This window comes from Massilia brevitalea, from assembly GCF_030711405.1.
GTDB lineage: Bacteria > Pseudomonadota > Gammaproteobacteria > Burkholderiales > Burkholderiaceae_D > Telluria > Telluria brevitalea.
This window is the reverse complement of sequence record NZ_JAULSI010000006.1, coordinates 53235-77744: the sequence shown is the minus strand read 5'-3', so window position 1 is coordinate 77744 and position 24510 is coordinate 53235. Positions and strand designations below refer to the sequence as shown.

Below are 24510 nucleotides of genomic sequence, written 5' to 3'. Positions count from 1 at the left end.
CATGTTTAACCTGAAAAACCTGTTCGCCCGTGCCATGCTGGCTCTGATGCTGGTCACCGGCGCCGGCGCCGCCTCGGCAGGCCCGACCTACCAGGTCACCATCGACACCCAGGGCCTGAGTGGCACCGGCATGCTCGACTTCGCCTTCCTCGGCCTGGAGTCGGCCGGCGCCGCCACCGCCTACCTGAGCAACTTCAGCGGCGACTTCGGCGACTTCTGGCTTGAAGGCGACGTCACCGGCGACCGCGACACCGGCATCCTTTTCGGCAACTCGGTGTTCTTCAACGACTACCTGCAGGCCGTGAACCTGGGCGGCGTGTTCCGCTTTAACGTGATGTTCGACTTCGCCGGCGAAGGCGATGGCATGACCCTGGGCGTGGCGCTGTACGACGAGTTCTTCACCACCTACCTGGGCGCGGAAGGCAACCTGGTGCAGTTCGACCTGATGCCGGGCAGCGGCGTGACCGTGTCGGCTGCCGACGGTGTGGCCCGCGTGGCCGAAGTGCCGGAGCCGGCATCGATGGCCATGCTGCTGGCCGGCCTGATCCTGCTGGGCTGGACGCTGCGCCAGCGCCGCATGCCTTAAGTCTTACGGCATGCCGCCGGCCTGGTGTGCCGGCGTAAAAAAGGCCCGCCCGGCTTAGCTGGGCGGGCCTTTTTTCGCGCCGGTTTTCGTGTCGATGCTTAGCCATTGTCCTGGGCTGCACGGCGCATGGCGTCGATGCGGAAAGCTTCGGCATTGCCGTCGATAATGCGCAGGCCGGCGCAGCCGTCGGCTGCGCAGTCGGGGGCAGGGGTCTGGCCGACGGCGGCCGGATCGACCGAGAGGTCGACGGCATGGGTGGCGGCGGCAGATACGGCGACAGAGGCGATGACAGCGGCGGTCTGGATTGGTGCGCCGGCCGTGTCGCTTGCCGCGCCGCCGCAGGCGCTGAGGAAGGCGGCAAACAGGGAAGCGGCGAGAATGGTGCGAATGTATTGGGTATGCATGGTGGAAGAAGCAGGCTCGTCAGTCGATGAAACGATTGTAGCCTCAAATTTTTCCTTGAATCAATTTATTTTCGTAAAAATGGGCGAAGATAAAAGATTATGAACGCAAGAAGGCATCAGGATAGGCGCAGATGAATGGTGATTGTGGGAAATATCCTACGAGAAATATCAGATGCGCCATAGAACGATTGCTGCCACCTCGTCGCATCCGTGCCACAGCGTGTGCTACGGCTGTTAGCGCCTCAGGAAGGCGAAGTAAATGAAACATGCCGTCTCTTCCCAAGCAAATCGTTCGTGCTTGACCATTGATGGCACAAGCGTATGATGAGCCGATGCGAAAACTTGTTCTTCTTTCATTGCTGGCCTGCGCGGCCTGCACGACCCGGGCCGACGCGCCAGCCGAGTCTCCAGCCCCACTTCCGGCCACGCCGCAGGTTGTCCAGCCGGCCGTGTCCGCACCTGGCGCGAGTGGCACGCTGGGCCAGATCAGCGGTCTGATCGGCAAGGCCGAATGCACCTCCGACCAGCAATGCCAGGTCCTGCCCGTGGGCGCACGTCCCTGCGGCGGGCCGGCCAGCTACCTGGCCTGGTCGAATGCCAGGACCTCCGGCGCCGAACTGCAGGCCCTGGCCGACCGCCACCGCAGCGAGCAGCAGGCGAGCAATACGCGTTCCGGCATGGTCTCCGACTGCCGCGCCATCGCACCGCCGGCGGCGGCTTGCCGGGCAGGGACCTGCCAGTTGACCGATGCCGTCTCGGCGCAATAAACGCTTGTTCTTCACGCCTGAACCTGCCGAATGGCGGCGCGAGGCGGCATGCTGACGCGCCTGCGCAACCTGTTCGGCGCGCGTGCCGCACGCGCCCCGGCGGCGCCGCCGGTGGTGCAGCATGCGGTGGCCGCACCGCTCGAGGTAGCAAGCGGCAGTGCACCTGCGTTTCGCGTTGCCGAACATTGCTGGGGACAGCAGGGCTATCCCATCATGGATTGGGCGGCGGCCGCCCGCTGGGTCGACGTACTCCCAGCCGAGGAACAGGCGTCGGCCTGGATCGCCATCGAACGCGCCTGGCTGCTGCACCTGCGCGATGCGCTCGGCGCCGGCTTCCGGCTGACGGAATCCGGGAACTGCCTGTTGCTGGCTGCGCTGGAAGACAATGTCGCAAATGCCGCGCTCGGCTTCATGGAGCGCACGCTCAAGCGCGTCGTCCGCACGCTCGACGGCATTGCCCAGGTAACGCCCGAGGGCAAGGACATCCTGATCGTGTTCGACGACGAGGATTCCTATTACCGCTATGTGTCGCATGCGTATCCCGGAGGCGGCGAATTCGCCAACAGCGGCGGCATGTACATCAATGGCGGTTGCGGCCATTTCGTCACCGTCAGGCGCGACCTGAGCGCCATCGAGCCCGTCATCGCCCACGAAATGACGCACGGCTGCCTCGCGCACCTGCCGATTCCGCTCTGGCTGAACGAGGGCTTGGCCGTGAATACCGAACAGCGCCTGACCGGGGTGCAGGGATCGGTCCATACGCCCCAGGAACTGCGCGGCATGCAACTCGCCTTCTGGAGCGAGGCGACCATCCGGGAATTCTGGTCCGGGCATGCGTTCCAGCGGCTGGACGACGGCAATCTGCTGTCCTACGACCTGGCGCGCATCCTGGTGGCGTACATGGCCAAGGATTGGGCGGCGTTCCGGCCGTTCGTGCTGGCGGCGCATCACGCTGATGGCGGTGCGCAGGCGGCACGCGACTGCCTGGGCGCCGATCTGGGCGAACTGGTGTGCGCCTTGCTGGGGCAAGCCCATGCGCCGGAATGGAGTCCTGCGCCATTCGCGAGGATTCCGGAATGAAGGCGAGGGCCGATGTCGCCGTAGTCGACCACCATGACAGGCGTGTGACAAACCGACAAATGCTCTGACATTGCCGCGCCGGCAGCACCTGGCAAGCTTTTGCGTTGCCTCGCAGACACCACCATGATAGTCTGCACGGATGCGGCCGCCCCGGCCGAACCAGGAGTGTGTTGGATGGCTGAAGCAATGTTCGTCGGATCCCGTGGCAAGCGCGCACAAGGTTTCACCTTGCTCGAACTGCTGGTGGTCATCGTGATCATCGGCCTGCTCGCAGCCTATGTCGGCCCCAAGTATTTCAGCCAGCTCGGCAAGTCGGAAGTGACGATTGCGAAAGCCCAGATCGACGCCTTCGAGAAGTCGCTCGACACCTACCGCCTCGACGTCGGCCGCTACCCGAGCGGCGAAGAAGGCCTGGCCGCCCTGATGACCGCCCCGGCCAGCGCCGGCGCCAAGTGGAATGGCCCCTACCTGAAGAAGGGCGTACCGGCCGACCCGTGGGGCCACGCATATCAATACCGTTCGCCGGGCGCCAAGGGAGAATACGAGATTGTCTCGTTCGGCAAGGACGGCCAGCCAGGCGGTAGCGGCGACAACGCCGACATCTCCTCGCTCTGATCCGGCTCCCCATTCCACCTATCCGGGCACGTCTTCATGCAGTTTGCAGTACGCACCCTCGCGTCCGACCTGTCGATCGCCAGCGTCGTCGTCGACGCGCTCGACGAAGCCGACGCGCGCCGCCAGGTTGAACTGCGCGGCCTGCACGTCAGCGCGGTCGAGCCGGCCGGCGGTCATCGTTTGCAGCGCGCGCGCGGCGGCAAGCTCTCCATCGTCCTGTTCAGCCAGGAGCTGCTGGCGCTGCTGAAGGCGGGCCTGGGCATCGTCGAAGGCCTGGAAGCGCTGCTGGAAAAGGAAGCCAACCCGGCCGCGCGCGTGGTGCTCGAGCGCCTGCTGGCCGGCCTGCGCGAGGGCAAGCGCTTTTCCAGCGTGCTGGCAAGCCAGCCCGCGCTGTTCCCGCCGCTGTACGTCGGCATCGTGCGCGCCGCCGAAGGCACCAGCGATCTGCCGCGCGCGCTGGCGCGCTACATCGACTACCAGCAGCGCATCGACACCGTGCGCGCGAAGATCGTCAGCGCCTCGATCTACCCGGTGATCCTGCTGTGCGTGGGCGGCGGCGTCAGCGCTTTCCTGATCGGCTACGTGGTGCCGCGCTTCGCCGAGGTCTACCAGGGCGCGGGGCGCAACCTGCCGTGGATGTCGCAGCTGCTGCTGGAGTGGGGACAGTTCGCGTCCAGCCACGGCATGCCCATCCTGTTCTGCGCGCTGGCGCTGCTGGCGCTGGCCATCGCAGGCGCGCGCCGCCTGCTCAGGAGCGGCGGCCTTGCGCGCCTGCTGGCGCGCCTGCCCGGTATCGGCGAACGCGCGCGCATCTACGAGCTGTCGCGCCTGTATCTCACGCTCGGCATGCTGAGCGAGGGCGGCATCACCATCGTCAACGCCATCGAGACCGTGCAGTCGATGGTCTCGCCGGCGCTGCGCCAGTCGCTGGCGCAGGCGCGCGCCGCCATCGAATCGGGCCGCCCCCTGTCGGATGCCTTCGAAGCGCATGGGCTCACTACGCCGATCTCGCTGCGCATGCTGCGCGTGGGCGAGCGCACCGGCGACATGGGGCCGATGCTCACGCAATCGGCCGCCTTCTACGACGGCGAGATCAGCCGCTGGATCGACCGTTTCACGCGCACCTTCGAGCCGCTCCTGATGGCGGCCATCGGCCTGGTGGTGGGCGCCATCGTGGTGCTGCTCTACATGCCGATCTTCGACCTGGCGGGAGACATGTCGTGAGCGCGTCCGGTACCATGGTGCTGCTCGATGCGGCCATGCTGGCGCGCGCGCGTGCGCAGAGCCGCCAGTCGCAGCGTTCTCTGGTGGCCGAGCTCGAAGCCATCAGCGGTTTCGAGCCGCGCCAGCTGGTGCGGGCGCTGGCCGAACCCTTCGGCTTGACGGTGATGGAAACGGCCGAGATGCTGAGCCAGGAGCCCGCCTTCGACCGGCTGCCGCTGGCCCAGGCCATGGCGCGCCACTGCGTGCTGCTGCGCGGCGCGGGCGGCCAGGTGACCGGCGTGATCGCCGACCCCTTCGACCTCGACCAGCAGACCTGGCTGTCCAGCATGGCCGGCGCCACGCCGCGAGCGCCGCTGCACCTGCGCCTGGCGCTGCAGTCCGACATCCAGGCCTATCTGTCGCGCCAGGAAGCCTCGGCGCGCGCCGTGGACACGCTCGCGCCCGGCGGCGCCGACGCCCGGCGCGACGGCAAGACCGCCGCCGTGCTGTCGTTCGCCTCGGTGTCGGAAGCGGGCAGCCCGGCCGTCAAGCTGGTCAACTCGACGCTCTACGACGCCCTGAAGGCCGGCGCCTCGGACATCCACCTGGAAAGCACGGCCACCGGCATCGCCGTCAAGTACCGCGTCGACGGCGTGCTCGATCATGCGGCCTCGGTCGGCGGCATCGAGCTGGCCGAGCACATCATCTCGCGCCTGAAAGTGCTGGCCGAACTCGACATCGCCGAGCGCCGCATTCCGCAGGACGGCAGCTTTCGCGTCGAGTCCGGCGGGAGGGAGATCGATTTGCGCGTCTCGATCATGCCCAGCATTCACGGCGAGGATGCGGTGATCCGAATCCTGGACAAGCGCGCCATGATCGAGGCCTACGGCGCGCTGACCCTGGAAGCCCTGGGCTTCGATGCGCCGTCGCTGGCCACGCTGCGCATGCTGGCCCAGGAAGCCTACGGCATGCTGCTGGTGACCGGGCCCACCGGCTCGGGCAAGACTACCACCCTGTACGCGGCGCTTACCGAAATCCACAACGGCCGCGAAAAGATCATCACCATCGAAGACCCGGTCGAATACCAGCTGCCCGGCATCCTGCAGATCCCGGTCAACGAAAAGAAGGGCCTCACGTTTGCGAAGGGCCTGCGCTCGATCCTGCGCCACGACCCCGACAAGATCATGGTCGGCGAGATCCGCGACCGCGAGACCGCCGAGATCGCGGTGCAGTCGGCGCTCACCGGCCACCTGGTGCTGACGACCGTCCACGCCAACAATGTATTCGACGTGTTTGGCCGCTTCACCCACATGGGCATCGATCCGTATGCATTTGTCTCGGCCCTGAACGGCATCTGGGCCCAGCGCCTGGTGCGCATGAACTGCCCGCACTGCGCGGTGCGCTACACGCCCACCGACCACGAGCTGGTAGCGGCACGCCTGGAGCGCGAGGCCGCCGAAGACTACCTGTTCATGCGCGGCAAGGGCTGCGGCGATTGCCGCGGCACCGGCTACAAGGGCCGCCGCTCGATCGCCGAGATCCTGACCCTGAACGACGAGATCCGCGAGCTGATCGTCGACAAGCAGCCGATCCGGCGCATCAAGGCCGCCGCCCACGCCAACGGCACGCGCAGCCTGCGCATGGCCGCGCTCGACCTGGTGCGGCGCGGCGCCACCACGCTCGACGAAATCAAGCGGGTGACCCAGCATGCCTAGACTGCCCGGACAAGCGCTGCGCCTGGGGCTGGGCCACGACAGCCTGGCCCTGATCCGCGTCGGCCGCGACGCGACGGTGCTGGCCGAAGCGTCCCTGGGCGATGTCCACGATCCGCAGGCGCTGCGGCAGGGGCTGCGCGCGCTGCTGGCCGGAACCGCAGTGGCAGGCTGGCCGCTGACCGTGGTGCTGGCCGATGAACTGGTGCGCATGTGGCAGGTGGCGCCGCCGCCCGCCGCGGCCCATCTGGCCGACCTGGAGGCCGCCGCCGCCATGCGCTACCAGGCCCTGTTCGGCGCGCCGCCGGGCGGCTGGAAGATCGCCGCCGACTGGCAGGCTGCGCGGCCTTTCCTGGCCGCCGCGCTGCCGCTGGCGCTGCTCGAGGTGCTTGAGGAAGCGGCGCGCGAAGCGCGCTGCCACCTGGTCGAGATCGTGCCGCAGTTCGTGGCCGCCATGAACGCCTGGCGCCGCCTGCACCGTCCGGGCGCCTGGTTCGGCCTGATGCACGGCCAGGTCCTGACCCTGGCCGCCTACGACGGCCGCACCCTGGTGGCCTTGCGCACAACCGTGGTGCCGCCCGGCGCCGACCGCGACTGGCTGGAAAGCCACGTGGCGCGCGAGGCGCTGCGCGTGGGCGTGGGGCGGCCCGAGCGGGTGCAGGTGTGCGGGCCGGCGCCGCGCAGCTGGGCCAGCCACGAAGGGCGCCTGAAGTTCGGCTGCACGCTGCTCGACGGCGAAGGCGCCGGCGGCCAGTCGGGCGCCGTACGCCTGGCCTGTACCGGGAGCCCGGCATGAAGCGCGTGCGTCTCGATTTCGCGCGCCCGGGCCTGCGCCGCGCGCTGTTCCTGGCGCCGCCCGGCGTCTGGGGCCCGGTCATGGGCGCACTCGCCGTGTGCTGCGCCGCGCTCGTGCAGGCGCTCGATTACCGCGAGGCGCGCGAGGAAGTCGATGCCCTGCAGGCGGCCCTGCGCGCCCGCGCCGGCGTGCAGCCCGCGCCCGCCCTGCAGCCCGCGTTGCCGCCGACAACGCGAAAAGCGCCGCCGAGCGAACAGCAGGCCACGGCCGTAAATGCCGCCGTCATGCAGCTGAACCTGCCGTGGCGTGCCCTGCACGACGCGGTGCGCGCGGCGACGCCGGCCTCGGTGGCGCTGCTGGCGCTGGAGCCGGATGCGCGCAAGCGTGTGCTGCGCATCACGGCCGAGGCGCGCACCAGCGACGACATGATCGGCTACGTCGAAAAACTGCAGGAGCAGGGCGTATTCGGCGCCGCCACCCTGGTGCGCCACGAGATCGGCGAGCAGGACCCGAACCGGCCGCTGCGCTTCCAGGTCGATGCCGAGTGGGGCGCGCCATGAAGCGGCCGCAGTTTGCCGCGCCGGCGCTGCGCCTGCGCCTGGCCCTGCGCGCCGCCAGTCCCGTGCTGCTGGCCGCGCTCCTGCTGGGCGCAGCCGGCATCGCCGCGCTGGCCTGGCTGCTGCCGGCGCGCGCAGCGCTGGAAGCCGAGCGCGAACTGGCGCGCCGCGCCGCCGCCTTGCCGCCGCCGCTGCAGCGCGTGGTTCCGGCGCAGACGGCCGATGCCAACCTGGCCCTGTTCTACGCGACCCTGGGCGACAGGCGCTACGCCGAACGGCAGATCAAGACCCTGTTCGACATCGCCGCCAAGACCGGCCTGAGCCTGCGCCAGGGCGAATACAAGAGCGGCTACGACCGCAACGGCAAGCTGCACACCTACCAGATCAACCTGCCGGTGCAGGGCAGCTATGGCCAGGTGTGGCAATTCGCGCTGCAGGCGCTGCGCGCGATTCCCTTCGCCTCGCTCGACGACATCAGCTTCAGGCGCGACAGCATCGGCCAGGCGAACGTCGAGGCGCGCCTGCGGCTGACGCTGTATTTAGCCGATCCTGTGGCCGATCCTGTGGCCGCGCCTGTAGCCGTGCCTGTGGCCGCGCCTGTGGCCGCCGCGTCGGGAGCGCCGCGATGAAACCGCGCCACATGTTGATGGGCGCGGCGCTGGCGCTTGCCGCCGGCCTCGCCGCCTTCGGCGACAAGTCGCCGGATGACGCGGTGGCCGAGGCGGTCGAGCGTCCGGTGCAGGCGACGCAGGCGGCACCGCAGGCCGCGGCCAGGCAGCGCGCAGCCGAGGCCAAGGTGGCGATCCTGCGCCTGCAGCCGCGCGCGACCCTGATCGGCGACGCCGGCGGCAGCGGCGGCGATGTGTTCGGCAGCCAGGACTGGACACCGCCGCCGCCACCACCGCCACAGCAAACCGCAGCGCCGCTGCCGCCGGTGGCGCCGCCCTTGCCCTTCACCTTCATCGGCAAGTCGGTCGAAGACGGCAAGTGGGAGGTCTACCTGGCGAGCGGCGAGCGCACCCACATCGCGGTCGAGGGCGGCACGCTCGACGGCGCCTGGCGTGTCGAGCGCATCGCGCCGCCGCTGATGACCCTGACTTACCTGCCGCTGAACCAGGTTCAGCAGCTCAATATTGGAGCATTCGACTAATGGTACGTTCCCGCATCCGTTCCGTCGCCGCCGTGGGCCTGGCGTGCACGCTGCTCGCGGGCTGCGCGGCCCAGCGCGCCTACCAGGAGGGCAATGCCCTGGTTGCACGGGAAGAGGTCGGCGCCGGCCTGGCGAAATACCGCGAGGCGGTGGCTGCCGACCCCGGCAACCCGCTGTACCGCGCCGCCTACCTGCGCGCGCGCGACGGCGCCACCGTGCGCCTGATCGACGGGGCCGAGCGCGACCTTGCCGGCGGCCGCGCCGAGGAAGCGCGCAGCGCCTTTGCGCGCGTGCTCGAGATCGATCCGGCCAACGAGCGTGGCCGGGCCGGCATGCGCCAGCTCGAAGCCGATGCGCGCCACAGCGCGCTGATCGAGGCCGCCACGGCCGACGTCGCGAAAAAAGACTACGAGGCCGCGCGCCAGAAGCTGTCGGCCATCCTCACCGAACGCCCGCTGCACGAGCGCGCGCGCCTGATGCTGAACGAAGTGAACGAGCTGGCGGTGGCGCCGACCTCCGAGAACGCCCTGGCCGCCGCCTTCCGTAAACCCATCAGCCTGGAGTTCCGCGACGCGCCGCTGCGCCAGGTCTTCGAGATCATCGCGCGCCACTCGGGCCTGAACTTCGTGTTCGACAAGGACGTGCGCTCGGACGGGCGCACCTCGATCTTCCTGAAGAACAGCACCGTGGAAGCGGCCGTGCACTTCCTGCTGGTGACCAACCAGCTCGAGCGCCAGGTCATGGACGGCAACACCATCCTGGTCTACCCGAACGTGGCCGTAAAGCTCAAGGAATACCAGGAGATGACGGTCAAGACCTTTTATCTCGCGAACGCCGAGGCCAAGACCATCGCCAACACCTTCAAGACCATTTTGAAGTCGCGCGACGTCGTCATCGACGAAAAGCTGAACCTGGTGATCCTGCGCGACAGCCCGGAGGCGATCAAGCTCGCAACCCAGCTGGTGGCCCTGCAGGACGTGCCCGAGCCGGAAGTCATGCTCGACGTCGAGGTCCTGGAAATCAAGCGCAGCCGCCTGATGGACCTGGGCCTGAGCTGGCCGCCCAGCCTTGGCTTTGCGCCGGTGATGGCAGCCCAGGGCGCACCGATCACGATCAATACCTTGCGTGGCCTGAATAGCAGCAACATCGGCGTCACCGGCATCGGCGCCACCCTGAACGCCAACAAGACCGACACCGATTCGAACACCCTCGCCAACCCGCGCATCCGCGTGCGCAACAAGGAAAAGGCCAAGGTCGTGATCGGCGACCGGGTGCCGAACTTCACCACAACGGTCTCGACCGGCGTGGGCGGTTTCGCCTCGCAGTCGATCACCTATGTCGACGTCGGCCTGACCCTGAACGTCGAGCCGACCATCTACCTGAACAACGAAGTCGGCATCCGCATCTCGCTCGAGGTCAGTAACCTGATCGACTCGATCAAGACCAACGACGGCTCGGTGGCCTATCGCATCGGCACGCGCTCGGCGCAGACCATGCTGCAATTGAAGGACGGCGAGAACCAGGTGCTGGCGGGCCTGATCAGCAGCGAAGACCGCACCAGCGGCAGCAAGGTGCCGGGCGTGGGCAGCCTGCCGGTGCTGGGCCGCCTGTTCGGCAGCACGCGCGACTCGAACGACCAGACCGAGATCGTGCTGTCGATCACGCCGCACCTGGTGCGCACCATCCAGCGCCCGCCGGCCGGCGCGTCGGAATTCGGCGCCGGCACCGAGGCCAGCTTCCGCCGCCGTCCCGACCCCGCCGTACGCTTGCCGGCCGTGGCGCCGGCGCCGGGTGCGCGTGCGCTGCCGCCCGCACAGCCGTCGAATGCCCAGCCGGTATCGCCACCGCTCGGCCAGCCGGCGGCGCCCGGTGTGCCGCCGCCGGTTACCGGCATCCCGCTGTCGCAACCGGTCGGCACCACGCCGCAGGTGACGCCGCAGGTAATGCCGCAGGTAATGCCGATTCCCGCGCCGGTCACGACCCCGATCCCGAACCAATGATGCAGACCCGTAGGGTGGACGGCTTTTGTAATCCAGTCCCCCGGACTGGATTACGCCACGCGGTCAAGCCAGGCTCGCATCAACGCGGCAATGGCAAGGCGCGTCCCCGCGGCTTCACCCTGATCGAACTCCTGGTCACCCTCACCATCCTGGCCCTGCTGGCCACGCTGGTGATCCCGGTCGGCCAGACCGTCGTCCAGCGCCGCAACGAAGCCCAGCTGCGCCAGTCCCTGCGCGAGATCCGCTCCGCCATCGACACCTACAAACGCGCCAGCGACGAAGGCCGCGTCAGGAAGACCTCCGGCGCCACCGGCTACCCGGCCAAACTGGAATTATTGGTCGAAGGCGTGACCGACCTGCGCAGCCCGAAGGGAGCCAAGATCTACTTCCTGCGCCGCCTGCCGCGCGACCCTTTCAATCCTGATCCGGAACTGGCCGACGCCGCCACCTGGGGCAAGCGCAGCTACGCCAGCGAAGCCGAGGAGCCGAAAGAGGGCGACGATGTCTACGACGTCTACTCGACTTCCGGCAAGACCGGCCTGAACGGCATCCCCTACAAGCGCTGGTGAGACCATGACGAGCATGAATCCCAGGCGCGGCTTTACCCTGATCGAACTGCTGGTGGTGCTCGGCATCGTCGCCTTGCTGCTGACCCTGGCCGTGCCGCGCTTCTTCCCGAGCGTCGACAAGACGAAAGAGACCATCCTGCTCGACAACCTGCGCAACACGCGCGCCGTGATCGACCAGTACCACGCCGACACCGGCCGCTATCCGGACTCGCTGGAGCAGCTGGTCGAGAAAAAATACCTGGCGCGGGTGCCGGTCGACCCGGTGACCGAGAGCGAGAGCACCTGGGTGGTCGTGGCGCCCGAGGCCGACGGCGAGCAGGGCGCCATGTACGACATCCGCAGCGGCGCGCCCGGCAATGGCCGCGACGGCCGCCCCTACGCCGAATGGTAGCGCGGCCCGCCCGTCACGCGGCCGGCTTCACCTACGTCGGCATGGTGTTTTTTGTCGCCATCCTGGGCCTGGTCGGCGCGGCCACGCTGAAAGTCGACTCGCTGCTGCGCCGCGCCGCCGCCGAGCAGGACCTGCTCGAGATCGGCGCCGAATTCAGCGAGGCCCTGCGCAGCTATGCCGCCGCCACGCCGCGCGGCTCCCCGACTGCGCCGCCGACCCTGCAGGAGCTGTTGAAGGATCCGCGCTTTCCCGGCACGCGGCGGCATTTGCGGAAAATCTTCGTCGACCCGGTCACGGGCAAGGACGAGTGGGGCATCGTGTACCAGGGCGACAAGACCGGCGTGCTGGCGGTGTACAGCCTGTCGCAGGCGCAGCCGCTGAAGCTGGCGAATTTCGACGCGCGCTTCCTGAACTTCGAGAACAAGGAGCACCTGTCGGAGTGGAAGTTCACGGCGACCGGGCAGGGCGTGAGCGTGACGGTGCCGAGCAACATCGCGCCGCCGCCGGGTACGCCAGGCACGCCGGAAGCGCCGGCGCCGCTGTTCCCGGCTCCGGGCACGCAACCGGCACCTGGTACGCCTGCCGTGCCGGTTCCGCCGTCCGCCCCGCCCGAGCAGCCGGCACCCGAAACCGAACCACCCCCGGAACCCGAAGAGCCGCCATCGCAGCCGGAAGCGCCGGAAGTGGAGCCAGCACCGGACCCGCCGCCTGGCGAGCCGGCAGAGCCGCCGCAGCCGCCACAGCAGGTACGGCGCTGATTACTTGGCGCGGCGCTTGAAGTCGCGCGGGCGGAAGCCCAGCACGCCCAGCACGCCGAAATAGGTGATGCCGCACAGGGCGATGATGCCGAGCAGGGCGCCGGCGCGCAGCAGCGGATGGGCGCGCAGCGCGATCCAGTCGAACTGGATCTGGCAGAACCAGGCCACGGCCCCCATCGCCGACACCGCCACGACCAGCTTCAGGAAGAACGCACCCCAGCCCGGCAGCGGCACGTAGATGGCGCGCTTGCGCAGGCCGCGGTAGAGCAGGGCGGCGTTCAGGCAGGCGGCGACGCCGATCGACAGCGCCAGTCCGGCCACGCCCAGCAGCGGCACGAAGGCCAGGTTCATCAGCTGGGTGGCCACCAGCGTGCCGACCGCGATGTACACCGGCGTGCGCACTTCCTGGCGCGCGAAAAAGGCCGGCGCCAGCGTCTTGACCAGGATGAAGCCGAGCAGGCCGGCGCTGTAGGCCATCAGCGGCATGGACGAGGCATTCACAGCGGCGGCGTCGAAGGCGCCGTAGTGGAACAGGGTTGAGATCATCGGCGTGGCCATGGTCGCCAGGCCGACCGCCGCCGGAATCGACAGCAGGAAGGTCAGGCGCAGGCCCCAGTCCAGCAGCGAGGAGTATTCCTGGGTGTCGCCTTCGGTATTCGCCTTGGCCAGGCCGGGCAGCAGGATGGTGCCGAGGGCCACGCCGAGCAGGGCGGTCGGCAGTTCCATCAGGCGGTCGGCGTACTGCAGCGCGGTGACGGCGCCGGCTGCCAGGCTGGCGGCAATCGTGGTGTTGATCAGGAGGCTGATCTGGGCCGCGGCGACGGCGAACACGGCCGGTCCCATCTTGCCCAGCATGCGGCGCACGCCGGCGTCGCGCAGGCCGGTGAAAGGATTGACCGACAGCCGCGGCAGCATGCCGAGCTTGATCAGCGGCGGCAGCTGCAGCGCCACCTGCAGTATGCCGCCGATGCACACGCCGACCGCCATTGCATAGATCGGCTGCTCGAAATGATCGGCCAGCACGACGGCGGCAAAGATGAAGGAGAGGTTCAGCAGCACCGGCGTGAACGCGGGAATCTTGAACTGGCGCCAGGTGTTCAGCACGCCGCTGGCCATGGCGACGAAGGCCATGCAGGCGATGTAGGGGAACATCATGCGCGTCATGACCACGGCGGCATCAAAAGCGGCCGGCTCGCGCTGCAGCCCGCCGCCGATCCAGAGGATCAATACCGGGGCGGCGATGATGCCGACGATGCTGGTCAGCACCGTCGCCCAGATCAGTACGGTGGCCACATGGTCGACCAGGGTCTTGGTGGCTTCCTGGCCGTGCCTGGTCTTGTATTCGGTCAGGATGGGCACGAAGGCCTGGGAGAAGGCGCCTTCGGCGAACAGGCGCCGCAACAGGTTCGGCAGGCGGAACGCGATGTTGAAGGCGTCGGTGAAGTTCGAGGCGCCGAAGGCGGCGGCGAACAGGCTTTCACGCAACAGGCCGGTGATGCGCGACACCATGGTCATGCTGGAGATGGCGGCGAGGGTCTTGAGCAGATTCATGGGCCGAGATTATAACTGTGCAACACCTCGCGCGGCCCGGGTTCGGTGGGTTTTGTGAATAATGAATTGCCGGGAAGGGATTCCTTCGCTATAATCGTGGGCTGTACTGAATTCTGTTAGCAGACACTTATGTTTGGCAGGCACTGGAATGGGCCAGTTTGACTCGCTAATGTTTGCAAACGCAACTTGACCCCGATTTAGGAAATTCCATGGCAAATACCGCACAAGCACGCAAGCGCGCTCGTCAAGCAGTTAAGCAAAACGCACACAACAGCGCCCAGCGCTCGACCCTGCGTACCGCAATCAAGGCCGTCCGCAAAGCCATCCAGGCTGGCGACAAAGCCGCTGCAACCAGCATCTTCCAGTCGTCCGTGTCGACCATCGACAGCATCGCCGACAAGAAGATCATCCACAAGAACAAGGCCGCTCGCCACAAGAGCCGCCTGGCTGCTGCCCTGAAAGCCCTGTCGGCCTAATAGACCGGTTGGCGCGCGGCACACGCCGCGCTGGCAGTACAGTGGAAGAAAGACCCGCCCGACGCATGTCCGGCGGGTTTTTCCGCTTTGTGCTTCTGCGTGTTCATCCGATTGTCTTTTGGGACACGTGCTTATGCATGGGCGTAGGGTGGGCACTCGTGCCCACGCGGTCGTGCCCACGTGCACCGCACCGTTTCGCGGAGCCCCGCAATGGTTCGCCGCTGCTCGCATGGTGATACCGCGTGGGCTCGAGAGCCCACCCTGCAAGAGCAACGGCCAAACCCAAACGTTATCCCCCATCACTTTCGCGCCGACGTCCATGCCAGGCACCCTGCCACCCACGCCGAATTGCTCACCACCCAGGCCCCGTGCCGGTAGAGCAGGGCAGTGCGGCTTTGATCCCGCACATCCAGCGCCCACACATCCCCCGACGGCGCCGACCACAAGATCCGCCCGTCCACCGCCTCGATCCCGGCAAACACCTGGCTTGGCGTCGTGCCCGGCTTGAAGAACACCATCACCGTATTTACGTTCGGCGGCGGCAGCGCCGCCACCGGGCCGCCGGCCAGCACCGCCGCCGCCAGCATCGCCGCGCCAGTCCTGCCGCCAAGCGCGCCGCCGTTCCGGTCCCGCCCCAGCCACCAGCCCAGCGCCACGAAGGCCACGCCAAACACGAAGAACCACAGTAAATCCCAGAACAGCAGGTTCTCGCTGCCCTGCCGGATGCGGTGGATGCCGAGCAGCCAGTGCGACAGCACCCCATCCAGGATGTGCCAGGCGCCAAAGCCGATCAGCGCATTCGCCAGCAGCAGCCGGTCGCCACCGGGCGCAGCCAGGCTGTGCCGCCCCTTCCACAGCTTCCACAGCCCGGCAAAGGCGATCACGTACATCAGCAGGTGGAAGAAGCCGTCGGCCATGATCTGCACCCGGATGTCCTCGAAAGGCGGGCGCGTGACCAGCGACAGCAAATGGTGCCACTGCAAGATCTGGTGCAGCAGGATGCCGTCGAAGAAGCCGCCCAGGCCAAAGCCCAGCAGGAGGCCGGCCCAGCCGAGCGAGCGCAACGCGGGAATGGTGAAAGCATCGGACTGGCGCACGCTCATGGCAGCTCCTGACAAGTGATAAAGGTAGAAAGCCCGGGCACATGCTAGCGCGTTCGCGCACCGCCGAGCGCCCGGCAGGCGGCGCGGGGACGGGCTTGCCGGGCCTTAAACCTATAGCGCACAGTAAAATACTGGTGCATAATGTGAAACGCGCGTCTTATGTCTTATAGAAGAGTTGACGCGGCGCTCCAGGAGAGCCGAGCAGCGGACAGGCCCGGGCAGTGTTGCCCATCGCGCGCTGTCCATCGCGCGCCAAGCGGAGTAGTATCGGCGCGTGGATGGCGTGCCGCCCGACAGCGGGCGCAGACAGGCCTTATTTATTAGTTAGATATTCGCGATACCGTCGCGAGAACCGAGGAAATAGTGCATGAGCAGTGATCCGACCATCATCTACACCCTGACCGACGAGGCGCCGCTGCTGGCGACCCACGCCTTCCTGCCTGTCGTCAGCACCTTCACCAAGGCTGCGGGTATCCGCGTCGAGCAGGCCGATATCTCGGTCGCCGCCCGTATCCTGGCCCAATTCCCGGAAAACCTGACCGAGGAACAACGCGTTCCCGACGTGCTGGCCGAGCTGGGCAAGAAGACCCTGGAAGCGGACGCGAACATCATCAAGCTGCCGAACATTTCCGCATCGGTCGGCCAGCTGGTTGCCGCGATCAAGGAACTGCAGGGCAAGGGCTACAACATCCCCGACTACCCGGCCGATCCGAAGACCGACGAAGAAAAAGCCATCAAGGCACGCTACAGCAAGTGCACCGGTTCCGCCGTGAACCCGGTCCTGCGCGAAGGTAACTCCGACCGCCGCGCCCCGCGCGCCGTCAAGGAATACGCACGCAAGAACCCGCACTCGATGCAGCCATGGTCGCAAGCGTCGCGCACCCACGTCTCGCACATGACCCACGGCGACTTCTACCACGGCGAAAAGTCGATGACCGTGAGCGGCGCGCGTGAAGTCAAGATGGAACTGATCACCAAGAGCGGCCAGACCGTGGTGCTCAAGCCAAAAGTCGCGCTGCAGGATGGCGAGATCATCGATTCGATGTTCATGAGCCGCAAGGCCCTGCTCGAATTCTACGAACAGCAGATCGAAGACGCGAAAGAAACCGGCATCCTGTTCTCGCTGCACGTGAAAGCCACGATGATGAAGGTCTCGCACCCGATCGTCTTCGGCCACGCCGTGCGCATGTTCTACAAGGACGCGTTCGCCAAGCACGGCGCGCTGTTCGACAGCCTGGGCATCAACGTCAACAACGGCATGGCCGATCTGTACAACAAGATCGCCGACCTGCCGGCCTCGCAGCGCGAAGAAATCGAACGCGATTTGCACGCCTGCCAGGAACACCGTCCGGCGCTGGCCATGGTCGACTCGGCCAAGGGCATCACCAACTTCCATTCGCCAAACGACGTCATCGTCGACGCCTCGATGCCGGCGATGATCCGCGCCGGCGGCAAGATGTACGACGCGAATGGCCGCCTGAAGGAAGTCAAGGCCGTCATTCCGGAATCGACCTTCGCCCGCATCTACCAGGAGATCATCAACTTCTGCAAATGGCATGGCGCCTTCGATCCGAAGACCATGGGCACGGTACCGAACGTCGGCCTGATGGCCCAGCAAGCCGAGGAATACGGCTCGCACGACAAGACCTTCGAAATCGCCGAAGACGGCGTGGCCAACATCACCGACCTCGCCACCGGCGAAGTGCTGATGAGCCAGAACGTCGAGCAGGGCGACATCTGGCGCATGTGCCAGGTGAAAGATGCGCCGGTCCGCGACTGGGTCAAGCTGGCCGTGACGCGCGCACGCAACTCGGGCATGCCGGCCGTGTTCTGGCTCGACCCGTACCGTCCGCACGAGAATGAACTGATCAAGAAGGTCAAGACCTACCTGAAGGATCACGACACCACCGGCCTGGACATCCAGATCATGTCGCAAGTGCGTGCGATGCGTTACACCCTGGAACGCGTCAAGCGTGGCCTGGACACCATCTCGGTGACCGGCAACATCCTGCGCGACTACCTGACCGATTTGTTCCCGATCATGGAACTGGGCACCTCGGCCAAGATGCTGTCGATCGTCCCGCTGATGGCTGGCGGCGGCATGTACGAAACCGGCGCCGGCGGTTCGGCTCCAAAACACGTGCAGCAGCTGACCGAAGAAAATCACCTGCGCTGGGATTCGCTGGGCGAGTTCCTGGCCCTGGCGGTGTCGCTGGAAGACCTGGGCCTGAAGACCGGCAACGCCAAGGCCAAGGTGCTGTCGCAGACCCTGGACGCCGCTACCGGCAAGCTGCTGGACAACCGCAAGTCGCCATCGCCGAAGACCGGCGAGCTCGACAACCGCGGCAGCCAGTTCTACCTGTCGCTGTACTGGGCCCAGGAACTGGCCGCGCAAACCGAGGATGCCGAGCTGGCAGCCCAGTTCGCGCCGCTGGCGAAGACCCTGGCCGAGAACGAAGCCAAGATCGTTGCCGAGCTGCTGGAAGTGCAGGGCAAGCCGGCCGATATCGGCGGTTACTACAAGCTCGATGAAGCCAAGGTGACGGCGGTGATGCGTCCGAGCGCGACCTTCAATGCGGCGCTGGAAACGATTGGTGCCTGATTGACCTAACCGCGCGGCGCTGCCGCGTGGTGCGTAGTAAAAACAAACCCCGCCGGCTTTGCTAGCCCGGCGGGGTTTTTATTTTGGGCGCCAGCGTTATCCGTATGGTGGGCACACTGTGCCCACGCGGATGTGTGCGTCATGTTGGCTTCAAAACGCGGCGATGACGCAGGCGATTGTTGACGACGTTCGCGGAATATCCCGGATGACGCCGGCGGCCCGCGGCTCGTCGGGTTTTAAATCGGCCAACGCTGCATCGCCTTCCGCGTGGGCACAGCGTGCCCACCGTACGGTTCAGCGCCCCGGCTTCAGCGCTGCAACCGGCACCTCGATGTATTCACCCGGCATCAAGGGATGGGTGGCCAAGGAAAACGGCCCGATACTGCTGCGCACCAGCCGCAAGGTCGGCAAGCCCACCGCCGCCGTCATCCTCCGCACCTGCCGGTTCTTGCCTTCCTCCAGCGTGATCGCGATCCAGCCGGTCGGCTTGTCGGCGCGCGCCCGGATCGGCGGGTTGCGCGGCCACAGCCATTCCGGCTCGGCAATCTGCACCGCGCGGCAAGGCTTGGTCACGAAATCGCCCAGGTCGAGCGGCGCCTGCAGCCGCGCCAGCGCATCCGCATCCGGCACGCCATCCACCTGCACCAGGTAGGTCTTGGCCTCCTTGTGGTCCGGGTGGGCGATCTTGTGCTGCAGCTTGCCGTCGTCGGTGAGCAGCATCAGGCCTTCGCTGTCGGCGTCGAGGCGGCCCGCCGGATAGATGTTGGGAATGTCGAGGTAGTCGGCCAGCGATTGCCGGCCGTCCTGCGGGCTGAACTGGCACAGGACCTGGAAGGGTTTATTGAAGAGAATCAGGGGCATGGAAGCGATAAAATGGTTCGGACTGCCGAGCGTGGCGCATCGCACAAGACTGGTGCATAATGCACAACGCCATCTCTTATAGAGGACTAGCGGCGAAAGCAGGCATTGTAAAGGAAGCGCAGGCGATGCCCGCTGCCAGAAGCGGCGACCTTCCAGCCAGCCACGCGACCATTTCGGAGAACACGATGTACCAACATATCCACGTACCCGCCGACGGCCAGAAAATCACCGTCAATGCCGATTTCTCGCTGACTGTACCAGACAACCCGGTGATCCCCTACATCGAGGGCGACGGCACCGGCGCCGACATCACCCCGGTGATGCGCAAGGTGGTCGACGCGGCGGTGGCGCACGCCTACGGCGGTGCGCGCCGGATCAGCTGGATGGAGATATTTGCCGGCGAAAAGGCGACGGGCGTGTACGGCCCCGACGTCTGGCTGCCCGAGGAAACGCTGGCGGTGCTGAAGGAATACGTGGTCTCGATCAAGGGCCCGCTGACCACGCCGGTCGGCGGCGGCATCCGTTCGCTGAACGTGGCCTTGCGCCAGGAACTCGACTTGTATGTCTGCCTGCGTCCGGTGCGGTATTTCGCCGGCGTGCCGTCGCCGCTGAAGCAGCCGGAAAAGACCGACATGGTGATCTTCCGCGAAAATTCGGAAGACATCTATGCCGGCATTGAATGGGCGGCGGGGTCGGAGGGTGTGCAGAAACTGATCGCCTTCCTGACGAACGAGATGGGCGTGAAGAAGATCCGCTTCCCGGAAACCTCGGGCCTGGGTATCAAGCCGGTCTCGCGCGAAGGTACCGAGCGCCTGGTGCGCAAGGCGATCCAGTACGCCATCGACAACGACAAGCCCTCGGTGACGATCGTCCACAAGGGCAACATCATGAAGTACACCGAAGGTGGCTTCCGCGATTGGGCCTATGCGCTGGCGCAAACCGAATTCGGCGCCGAATTGATCGACGGCGGCCCGTGGTGCAAGTTCAAGAATCCACGGACCGGGCGCGACATCATGATCAAGGATTCGATCGCCGACGCCTTCCTGCAGCAGATCCTGCTGCGCCCGGCCGAATACAGCGTGATCGCCACCCTGAATTTGAACGGCGACTATATCTCCGATGCGCTGGCGGCCCAGGTTGGCGGCATTGGCATTGCACCGGGTGCGAATATGTCGGATTCGGTGGCGATGTTCGAAGCCACCCACGGCACCGCACCGAAATACGCCGGCAAGGATTATGTGAATCCGGGTTCCCTGATCCTGTCGGCCGAAATGATGCTGCGTCATATGGGCTGGATTGAGGCGGCAGGCCTGATCATCGCGGCTATGGAAAAGGCAATCGGATCGAAACGCGTGACCTACGATTTTGCGCGCCTGATGGAAAATGCGACCCAGGTATCGTGTTCGGGATTCGGCGACGTCATGATCGAGCAGATGCAACCGGCATGAAATGCTTGCCGCCGCCTGTATTCCAGGCGGGTGTCTATTCCTGGCGATAGAAAGGGAATGCGAGGGAATGCGATGGACGGCGAAAAGGATTACGAACGAATCGGCCGCATGATATACGGTTTGCAGCGCGCCGGCCTGGATGAAGAGCGGCTGAAGGAAATGGCGCTTGACGCCACCCATCCCGAACATGCGGCCCGGGCAGGGCGCATGCTGCAACTGTTCGAGGCGGTCGTTGGCCGGGGCGGCCAGCGCCTCGATGGCGACGGGTTGACGGCTGCCCTCGAGGAAGCCTGTCGCCTGTTTCCGGCGCTGCGTGGCGATTAGGAAGCGCAGGCGAAAAAAAACCCCGCCGGAGCGGGGTTCTTCGCAGTGGCTTTCCGCCAGGGCCGATTACATGCCCTGGATGTTGGAAGCTTGCTTGCCTTTAGGGCCTTGCGTGACTTCGAATTGGACTTTCTGACCTTCTTTGAGGGTCTTAAAACCGTTCATATTGATCGCGGAGAAGTGTGCAAACAGATCCTCGCCGCCGTCATCTGGAGTGATGAAGCCAAAGCCTTTGGAATCATTGAACCACTTAACAGTACCAGTTGCCATAAAAGAACTTTCAAATAAAAACAAATCACACGAGCCATAAAAGCAAGAAGCTTCTTGCCCCCTCCTCAGCCTGCTCACTTCTTATCAACAAGTACATAAGTACATGTCAATGTTTGCATTGTTGATGCACTAAAGTTGTAAGTCAAGCCCTTTAAAGCAACTGTTGCTAAATTTTTCACACGACTTGCATCATGCCCTCTTGATTTCTGCAATCGGAACGCCATCTGCGCTTTCAACGGAAAACAAGTAAGATGAAGGCAAGTCGAAGTGATCTGATCGCTGCGTCTGATCTTTACGCTTGGCATCATCCTTGAAAGCATTAGAATACGCCCATGGCAACGAAGCACGATACCGAACAGCTGCTGGAGCGGCAGACGATCAAACCACCGCCCCTGTATCAGGTGGCGTTGCTGAATGACGACTACACACCGATGGAATTCGTGGTGGCCATCATTCAGGAGTACTTCAACAAGGATCGCGAGACGGCGACGCAGATCATGCTTTCCGTGCACCGCCATGGTAAAGGCGTGTGTGGTGTGTTTTCCAAAGATATAGCGTGTACCAAAGTGGAGTTTGTCTTAACGCATGCGCGCAAGGCGGGGCATCCCCTGCAGTGCGTGATGGAGGAAGTATGATTGCGCAGGAACTTGAAGTATCCCTACACATGGCCTTTGTCGAAGCCCGACAGGCAAGGCACGAGTTCATTACCGTGGAGCACCTGCTGCTTGCGCTCCTCGACAATCCCTCGGCCGCTGAAGTCCTGCGTGCATGCGCGGTCAATATCGACGACCTGCGCAAGACCCTGACCAATTTCATCGGTGACAACACCCCGACCGTGCCCGGCACGGGCGAGGTCGACACCCAGCCGACGCTCGGCTTCCAGCGTGTGATCCAGCGCGCGATCATGCACGTGCAGTCGGCCTCGAACGGCAAGAAGGAAGTGACCGGTGCCAATGTGCTGGTGGCGATCTTCGGCGAGAAGGATTCGCATGCTGTTTACTACCTGCACCAGCAGGGCGTGACCCGCCTCGACGTGGTCAACTTCATCTCGCACGGCGTGCGCAAGGACCAGCAGATCGACAGCCAGAAGGCGTCGGAAGGCGTGGAAGAGGCGCAGGTCGAAGGCGCGACCAAGGAAAGCCCGCTCGACCAGTTCACGCAGAACCTGAACAAGGCGGCTGCCGACGGCAAGATCGATCCGCTGATCGGGCGCGAGGAAGAAGTCGACCGTGTCATTCAAATTCTTTGCCGCCGCCGCAAGAACAATCCGCTGCTGGTGGGTGAAGCCGGTGTCGGCAAGACCGCCATCGCCGAAGGCCTGGCATGGCGCATCGTCCAGGAAGAAGTGCCTGAAATCCTGCAGAACGCGGTCGTGTTCTCGCTCGACATGGGCGCACTGCTGGCCGGCACCAAGTACCGCGGCGACTTCGAACAGCGCCTGAAAGCCGTCCTCAAGCAATTGAAAGACACGCCGAACGGCATCCTGTTCATCGACGAGATCCACACGATCATCGGCGCCGGCTCGGCTTCGGGCGGCACGCTCGACGCATCGAACCTGCTGAAACCGGCCCTGGCGAATGGCCAGCTCAAGTGCATTGGCGCGACCACGTTCACGGAATTCCGTGGCGTCTTCGAGAAGGACCATGCGCTGAGCCGCCGCTTCCAGAAGGTGGATGTCAACGAGCCGTCGGTCGAGCAGACCGTGCAGATCCTGCGTGGCCTGAAGTCGCGCTTCGAAGAACACCACGGCGTGAAATATTCGTCGTCGGCGCTGTCGACTGCGGCGGAACTGGCGGCGCGCTTCATCAACGACCGTCACTTGCCGGACAAGGCGATCGACGTCATCGACGAAGCGGGCGCAGCCCAGCGCATCCTGCCGAAGTCGAAGCAGAAGAAAACGATTGGCAAGACCGAGATCGAGGAAATCATCGCGAAGATCGCGCGGATTCCCCCGCAAACCGTCAACCAGGACGACCGCAGCAAGCTGCAGACGATCGACCGCGATTTGCGCAACGTCGTCTTCGGCCAGGACCCGGCGATCGAAGCCCTGTCGGCGGCCATCAAGATGGCGCGTGCGGGCCTCGGCAAGCAGGACAAGCCGATCGGTTCTTTCCTGTTCTCCGGTCCGACCGGCGTCGGCAAGACCGAGGTGGCCAAGCAATTGGCCTTCATCCTCGGCATCGAGCTGATCCGCTTCGACATGTCGGAGTACATGGAGCGCCACGCGGTGTCGCGCCTGATCGGTGCGCCGCCGGGCTATGTCGGTTTCGACCAGGGTGGCCTGCTGACCGAAGCCATCACCAAGAAGCCGCACGCGGTGCTGCTGCTGGACGAGATTGAAAAAGCCCACCCGGACATTTTCAACATCCTGCTGCAGGTGATGGACCATGGCACGCTGACCGACAACAACGGACGCAAGGCCGACTTCCGCAACGTGATCATCATCATGACCACCAACGCGGGCGCCGAAAGCCTGACCAAGCGCTCGGTGGGCTTCGTGGATTCGAAGGCGGCAGGCGACGAGATGGCCGACATCAAGCGCATGTTCACGCCAGAGTTCCGCAACCGCCTGGACGCGACCATCAGCTTCCGCGCGCTGGACGAGGAAATCATCCTGCGCGTCGTGGACAAGTTCCTGATGCAGCTGGAAGAGCAGCTGCACGAGAAGAAGGTGGAAGCCATCTTCACCGAGAAACTGCGCAAGTTCCTCGGCGCCAAGGGCTTCGATCCGCAAATGGGTGCGCGTCCGATGTCGCGCCTGATCCAGGACATGATCCGCAAGGCGCTGGCCGACGAGCTGCTGTTCGGCCGCCTGGTCAACGGTGGGCGCGTGACGGTGGATTTGAACGAGAAGGACGACGTGGTCCTCGAGTTCCCGGAAGGCGACGCACTGCCGCCACCGGCCCCGGCCGAGACGGTCGAGATCGAGTAATCGACATGCACTGAGCGAGATGAACTGAGCTCGATCGCTTCACAAGAAACCGCGCCCTGTGCGCGGTTTTTTTTGCCCGCTTAATCGAAACTGCCGAACGCGTGGTGACATATCCCGTACGGTGGGCACTCCGTGCCCACGCGGAACGATGCGCATCGTTGACGCAGCGGGCCAACGCATAACGAAGCGATCCGATGAAGCATCCCAAAGCGTCTCGTCAGCGTTTCCAATGATGGAAACGCCGCGGAGCGAATTCGCCCGGCTAGCGATTCCAGAGAAGCACGTAACCGTGTGGGCACGGCGTGCCCACCGTACGGTCGCGGCCGCAGGCCCACTTTCCAAGCTGCAGGCCACC

At 65.4% G+C, this 24510-nt stretch carries 25 protein-coding genes; 20 read left to right on the top strand and 5 right to left on the bottom strand.

Going from position 1 to position 24510, the window contains the following annotated elements; genetic code table 11:
- Window position 1: 1 nt before the first annotated feature.
- Complete coding sequence (locus QWL29_RS05240; protein ID WP_305821827.1) at window positions 2-586, top strand: NF038129 family PEP-CTERM protein; 585 nt, start codon at window positions 2-4, stop codon at window positions 584-586.
- A gap of 98 nt (window positions 587-684) precedes the next feature.
- On the opposite strand, the gene QWL29_RS05235 is transcribed toward QWL29_RS05240, so the two are convergent.
- Window positions 685-990 carry a hypothetical protein gene (locus QWL29_RS05235; RefSeq protein WP_305821826.1) on the bottom strand — a complete coding sequence of 102 codons (306 nt, stop codon included), beginning with the start codon at window positions 988-990 and terminating at the stop codon, window positions 685-687.
- A gap of 332 nt (window positions 991-1322) precedes the next feature.
- Here QWL29_RS05235 and QWL29_RS05230 point away from each other — a divergent pair, with 332 nt between their 5' ends.
- The 13 genes from QWL29_RS05230 (at window position 1323) to QWL29_RS05170 (ending at window position 12588) form a co-directional block, all read left to right on the top strand.
- Window positions 1323-1757 carry a hypothetical protein gene (locus tag QWL29_RS05230; RefSeq protein ID WP_305821825.1) on the top strand — a complete coding sequence of 145 codons (435 nt, stop codon included), beginning with the start codon at window positions 1323-1325 and terminating at the stop codon, window positions 1755-1757.
- A gap of 48 nt (window positions 1758-1805) precedes the next feature.
- Window positions 1806-2837, top strand: a complete 1032-nt coding sequence (locus QWL29_RS05225; protein WP_305821824.1) for a hypothetical protein — start codon at window positions 1806-1808, stop codon at window positions 2835-2837.
- Window positions 2838-3011: 174 nt separating this feature from the next.
- Window positions 3012-3452: a type II secretion system major pseudopilin GspG gene (gene gspG / locus QWL29_RS05220; RefSeq protein WP_305821823.1), complete on the top strand. Its 441-nt coding sequence runs from the start codon at window positions 3012-3014 to the stop codon at window positions 3450-3452.
- 36 nt (window positions 3453-3488) lie between these two features.
- Window positions 3489-4676: a type II secretion system F family protein gene (locus QWL29_RS05215; RefSeq protein WP_305821822.1), complete on the top strand. Its 1188-nt coding sequence runs from the start codon at window positions 3489-3491 to the stop codon at window positions 4674-4676.
- Window positions 4677-4690: 14 nt separating this feature from the next.
- Window positions 4691-6370 carry a GspE/PulE family protein gene (locus QWL29_RS05210; protein WP_305821913.1) on the top strand — a complete coding sequence of 560 codons (1680 nt, stop codon included), beginning with the start codon at window positions 4691-4693 and terminating at the stop codon, window positions 6368-6370.
- Complete coding sequence (locus QWL29_RS05205) at window positions 6363-7163, top strand: hypothetical protein (RefSeq protein WP_305821821.1); 801 nt, start codon at window positions 6363-6365, stop codon at window positions 7161-7163. Before QWL29_RS05210 ends, QWL29_RS05205 begins: the two co-directional genes overlap by 8 nt.
- A complete protein-coding gene (locus QWL29_RS05200) occupies window positions 7160-7723 on the top strand; it encodes a hypothetical protein (protein WP_305821820.1) in 564 nt (187 codons plus the stop codon). The genes QWL29_RS05205 and QWL29_RS05200 overlap by 4 nt, the downstream gene beginning before the upstream one ends.
- Complete coding sequence (locus QWL29_RS05195; RefSeq protein ID WP_305821819.1) at window positions 7720-8349, top strand: hypothetical protein; 630 nt, start codon at window positions 7720-7722, stop codon at window positions 8347-8349. The genes QWL29_RS05200 and QWL29_RS05195 overlap by 4 nt, the downstream gene beginning before the upstream one ends.
- Window positions 8346-8870, top strand: coding sequence for a hypothetical protein (locus QWL29_RS05190; RefSeq protein ID WP_305821818.1), 525 nt, complete (start codon window positions 8346-8348; stop codon window positions 8868-8870). Before QWL29_RS05195 ends, QWL29_RS05190 begins: the two co-directional genes overlap by 4 nt.
- Window positions 8870-10870 (top strand): secretin GspD/PilQ domain-containing protein, encoded by a 2001-nt coding sequence (locus QWL29_RS05185; protein WP_305821817.1) that lies wholly within the window; start codon window positions 8870-8872, stop codon window positions 10868-10870. Before QWL29_RS05190 ends, QWL29_RS05185 begins: the two co-directional genes overlap by 1 nt.
- Window positions 10867-11439 carry a type II secretion system protein gene (locus tag QWL29_RS05180; protein WP_305821816.1) on the top strand — a complete coding sequence of 191 codons (573 nt, stop codon included), beginning with the start codon at window positions 10867-10869 and terminating at the stop codon, window positions 11437-11439. Before QWL29_RS05185 ends, QWL29_RS05180 begins: the two co-directional genes overlap by 4 nt.
- Before the next feature lie 13 nt (window positions 11440-11452).
- Window positions 11453-11830 (top strand): prepilin-type N-terminal cleavage/methylation domain-containing protein, encoded by a 378-nt coding sequence (locus QWL29_RS05175; RefSeq protein WP_305821912.1) that lies wholly within the window; start codon window positions 11453-11455, stop codon window positions 11828-11830.
- Entirely contained in the window at window positions 11824-12588 is a 765-nt protein-coding gene (locus tag QWL29_RS05170; RefSeq protein WP_305821815.1) for a type II secretion system protein, read from the top strand. The genes QWL29_RS05175 and QWL29_RS05170 overlap by 7 nt, the downstream gene beginning before the upstream one ends.
- On the opposite strand, the gene murJ is transcribed toward QWL29_RS05170, so the two are convergent.
- Window positions 12589-14139 (bottom strand): murein biosynthesis integral membrane protein MurJ, encoded by a 1551-nt coding sequence (murJ, locus tag QWL29_RS05165; protein ID WP_305821814.1) that lies wholly within the window; start codon window positions 14137-14139, stop codon window positions 12589-12591.
- Window positions 14140-14348: 209 nt separating this feature from the next.
- Here murJ and rpsT point away from each other — a divergent pair, with 209 nt between their 5' ends.
- A complete protein-coding gene (gene rpsT / locus QWL29_RS05160) occupies window positions 14349-14615 on the top strand; it encodes a 30S ribosomal protein S20 (RefSeq protein ID WP_056339242.1) in 267 nt (88 codons plus the stop codon).
- Between the two features lie 299 nt (window positions 14616-14914).
- Here rpsT and QWL29_RS05155 read toward each other — a convergent pair whose 3' ends face one another.
- Window positions 14915-15718, bottom strand: a complete 804-nt coding sequence (locus QWL29_RS05155; RefSeq protein ID WP_305821813.1) for a DUF2243 domain-containing protein — start codon at window positions 15716-15718, stop codon at window positions 14915-14917.
- 367 nt (window positions 15719-16085) lie between these two features.
- Here QWL29_RS05155 and QWL29_RS05150 point away from each other — a divergent pair, with 367 nt between their 5' ends.
- The gene (locus QWL29_RS05150; RefSeq protein ID WP_305821812.1) at window positions 16086-18320 is read left to right on the top strand and encodes an NADP-dependent isocitrate dehydrogenase; all 2235 of its coding nucleotides are present in this window, start codon (window positions 16086-16088) and stop codon (window positions 18318-18320) included.
- Between the two features lie 294 nt (window positions 18321-18614).
- Here the strand turns inward: QWL29_RS05150 and QWL29_RS05145 are convergent, their stop codons facing one another.
- Window positions 18615-19181, bottom strand: a complete 567-nt coding sequence (locus tag QWL29_RS05145) for a pseudouridine synthase (protein ID WP_305821811.1) — start codon at window positions 19179-19181, stop codon at window positions 18615-18617.
- Between the two features lie 185 nt (window positions 19182-19366).
- Between QWL29_RS05145 and icd the strand changes: the two genes are divergently transcribed.
- Both icd and QWL29_RS05135 read left to right on the top strand, forming a co-directional pair.
- Window positions 19367-20629 carry an NADP-dependent isocitrate dehydrogenase gene (icd, locus tag QWL29_RS05140; RefSeq protein ID WP_305821810.1) on the top strand — a complete coding sequence of 421 codons (1263 nt, stop codon included), beginning with the start codon at window positions 19367-19369 and terminating at the stop codon, window positions 20627-20629.
- A 72-nt stretch (window positions 20630-20701) separates the two neighbouring features.
- Window positions 20702-20953, top strand: coding sequence for a hypothetical protein (locus QWL29_RS05135; RefSeq protein ID WP_305821809.1), 252 nt, complete (start codon window positions 20702-20704; stop codon window positions 20951-20953).
- Between the two features lie 66 nt (window positions 20954-21019).
- Here QWL29_RS05135 and cspE read toward each other — a convergent pair whose 3' ends face one another.
- Complete coding sequence (gene cspE, locus QWL29_RS05130) at window positions 21020-21223, bottom strand: transcription antiterminator/RNA stability regulator CspE (RefSeq protein WP_020653506.1); 204 nt, start codon at window positions 21221-21223, stop codon at window positions 21020-21022.
- Between the two features lie 332 nt (window positions 21224-21555).
- On the opposite strand from cspE, the gene clpS reads away from it, so the two are divergent.
- Both clpS and clpA read left to right on the top strand, forming a co-directional pair.
- On the top strand, window positions 21556-21858 hold the full coding sequence (gene clpS / locus QWL29_RS05125) for an ATP-dependent Clp protease adapter ClpS (protein WP_229438817.1): 303 nt from the start codon (window positions 21556-21558) through the stop codon (window positions 21856-21858).
- Window positions 21855-24155: an ATP-dependent Clp protease ATP-binding subunit ClpA gene (clpA, locus tag QWL29_RS05120; protein WP_305821808.1), complete on the top strand. Its 2301-nt coding sequence runs from the start codon at window positions 21855-21857 to the stop codon at window positions 24153-24155. The genes clpS and clpA overlap by 4 nt, the downstream gene beginning before the upstream one ends.
- Window positions 24156-24510 lie beyond the last annotated feature (355 nt).

What these genes read in the sequence shown, in the direction of transcription:
- QWL29_RS05240 (WP_305821827.1), top strand. Translation starts at nt 2, where the DNA reads ATGTTTAACCTGAAAAACCTGTTCGCCCGTGCCATGCTGGCTCTGATG.
- QWL29_RS05235 (WP_305821826.1), bottom strand. Translation starts at nt 990, where the DNA reads ATGCATACCCAATACATTCGCACCATTCTCGCCGCTTCCCTGTTTGCC.
- QWL29_RS05230 (WP_305821825.1), top strand. Translation starts at nt 1,323, where the DNA reads ATGCGAAAACTTGTTCTTCTTTCATTGCTGGCCTGCGCGGCCTGCACG.
- QWL29_RS05225 (WP_305821824.1), top strand. Translation starts at nt 1,806, where the DNA reads ATGCTGACGCGCCTGCGCAACCTGTTCGGCGCGCGTGCCGCACGCGCC.
- gspG (WP_305821823.1), top strand. Translation starts at nt 3,012, where the DNA reads ATGGCTGAAGCAATGTTCGTCGGATCCCGTGGCAAGCGCGCACAAGGT.
- QWL29_RS05215 (WP_305821822.1), top strand. Translation starts at nt 3,489, where the DNA reads ATGCAGTTTGCAGTACGCACCCTCGCGTCCGACCTGTCGATCGCCAGC.
- QWL29_RS05210 (WP_305821913.1), top strand. Translation starts at nt 4,691, where the DNA reads ATGGTGCTGCTCGATGCGGCCATGCTGGCGCGCGCGCGTGCGCAGAGC.
- QWL29_RS05205 (WP_305821821.1), top strand. Translation starts at nt 6,363, where the DNA reads ATGCCTAGACTGCCCGGACAAGCGCTGCGCCTGGGGCTGGGCCACGAC.
- QWL29_RS05200 (WP_305821820.1), top strand. Translation starts at nt 7,160, where the DNA reads ATGAAGCGCGTGCGTCTCGATTTCGCGCGCCCGGGCCTGCGCCGCGCG.
- QWL29_RS05195 (WP_305821819.1), top strand. Translation starts at nt 7,720, where the DNA reads ATGAAGCGGCCGCAGTTTGCCGCGCCGGCGCTGCGCCTGCGCCTGGCC.
- QWL29_RS05190 (WP_305821818.1), top strand. Translation starts at nt 8,346, where the DNA reads ATGAAACCGCGCCACATGTTGATGGGCGCGGCGCTGGCGCTTGCCGCC.
- QWL29_RS05185 (WP_305821817.1), top strand. Translation starts at nt 8,870, where the DNA reads ATGGTACGTTCCCGCATCCGTTCCGTCGCCGCCGTGGGCCTGGCGTGC.
- QWL29_RS05180 (WP_305821816.1), top strand. Translation starts at nt 10,867, where the DNA reads ATGATGCAGACCCGTAGGGTGGACGGCTTTTGTAATCCAGTCCCCCGG.
- QWL29_RS05175 (WP_305821912.1), top strand. Translation starts at nt 11,453, where the DNA reads ATGAATCCCAGGCGCGGCTTTACCCTGATCGAACTGCTGGTGGTGCTC.
- QWL29_RS05170 (WP_305821815.1), top strand. Translation starts at nt 11,824, where the DNA reads ATGGTAGCGCGGCCCGCCCGTCACGCGGCCGGCTTCACCTACGTCGGC.
- murJ (WP_305821814.1), bottom strand. Translation starts at nt 14,139, where the DNA reads ATGAATCTGCTCAAGACCCTCGCCGCCATCTCCAGCATGACCATGGTG.
- rpsT (WP_056339242.1), top strand. Translation starts at nt 14,349, where the DNA reads ATGGCAAATACCGCACAAGCACGCAAGCGCGCTCGTCAAGCAGTTAAG.
- QWL29_RS05155 (WP_305821813.1), bottom strand. Translation starts at nt 15,718, where the DNA reads ATGAGCGTGCGCCAGTCCGATGCTTTCACCATTCCCGCGTTGCGCTCG.
- QWL29_RS05150 (WP_305821812.1), top strand. Translation starts at nt 16,086, where the DNA reads ATGAGCAGTGATCCGACCATCATCTACACCCTGACCGACGAGGCGCCG.
- QWL29_RS05145 (WP_305821811.1), bottom strand. Translation starts at nt 19,181, where the DNA reads ATGCCCCTGATTCTCTTCAATAAACCCTTCCAGGTCCTGTGCCAGTTC.
- icd (WP_305821810.1), top strand. Translation starts at nt 19,367, where the DNA reads ATGTACCAACATATCCACGTACCCGCCGACGGCCAGAAAATCACCGTC.
- QWL29_RS05135 (WP_305821809.1), top strand. Translation starts at nt 20,702, where the DNA reads ATGGACGGCGAAAAGGATTACGAACGAATCGGCCGCATGATATACGGT.
- cspE (WP_020653506.1), bottom strand. Translation starts at nt 21,223, where the DNA reads ATGGCAACTGGTACTGTTAAGTGGTTCAATGATTCCAAAGGCTTTGGC.
- clpS (WP_229438817.1), top strand. Translation starts at nt 21,556, where the DNA reads ATGGCAACGAAGCACGATACCGAACAGCTGCTGGAGCGGCAGACGATC.
- clpA (WP_305821808.1), top strand. Translation starts at nt 21,855, where the DNA reads ATGATTGCGCAGGAACTTGAAGTATCCCTACACATGGCCTTTGTCGAA.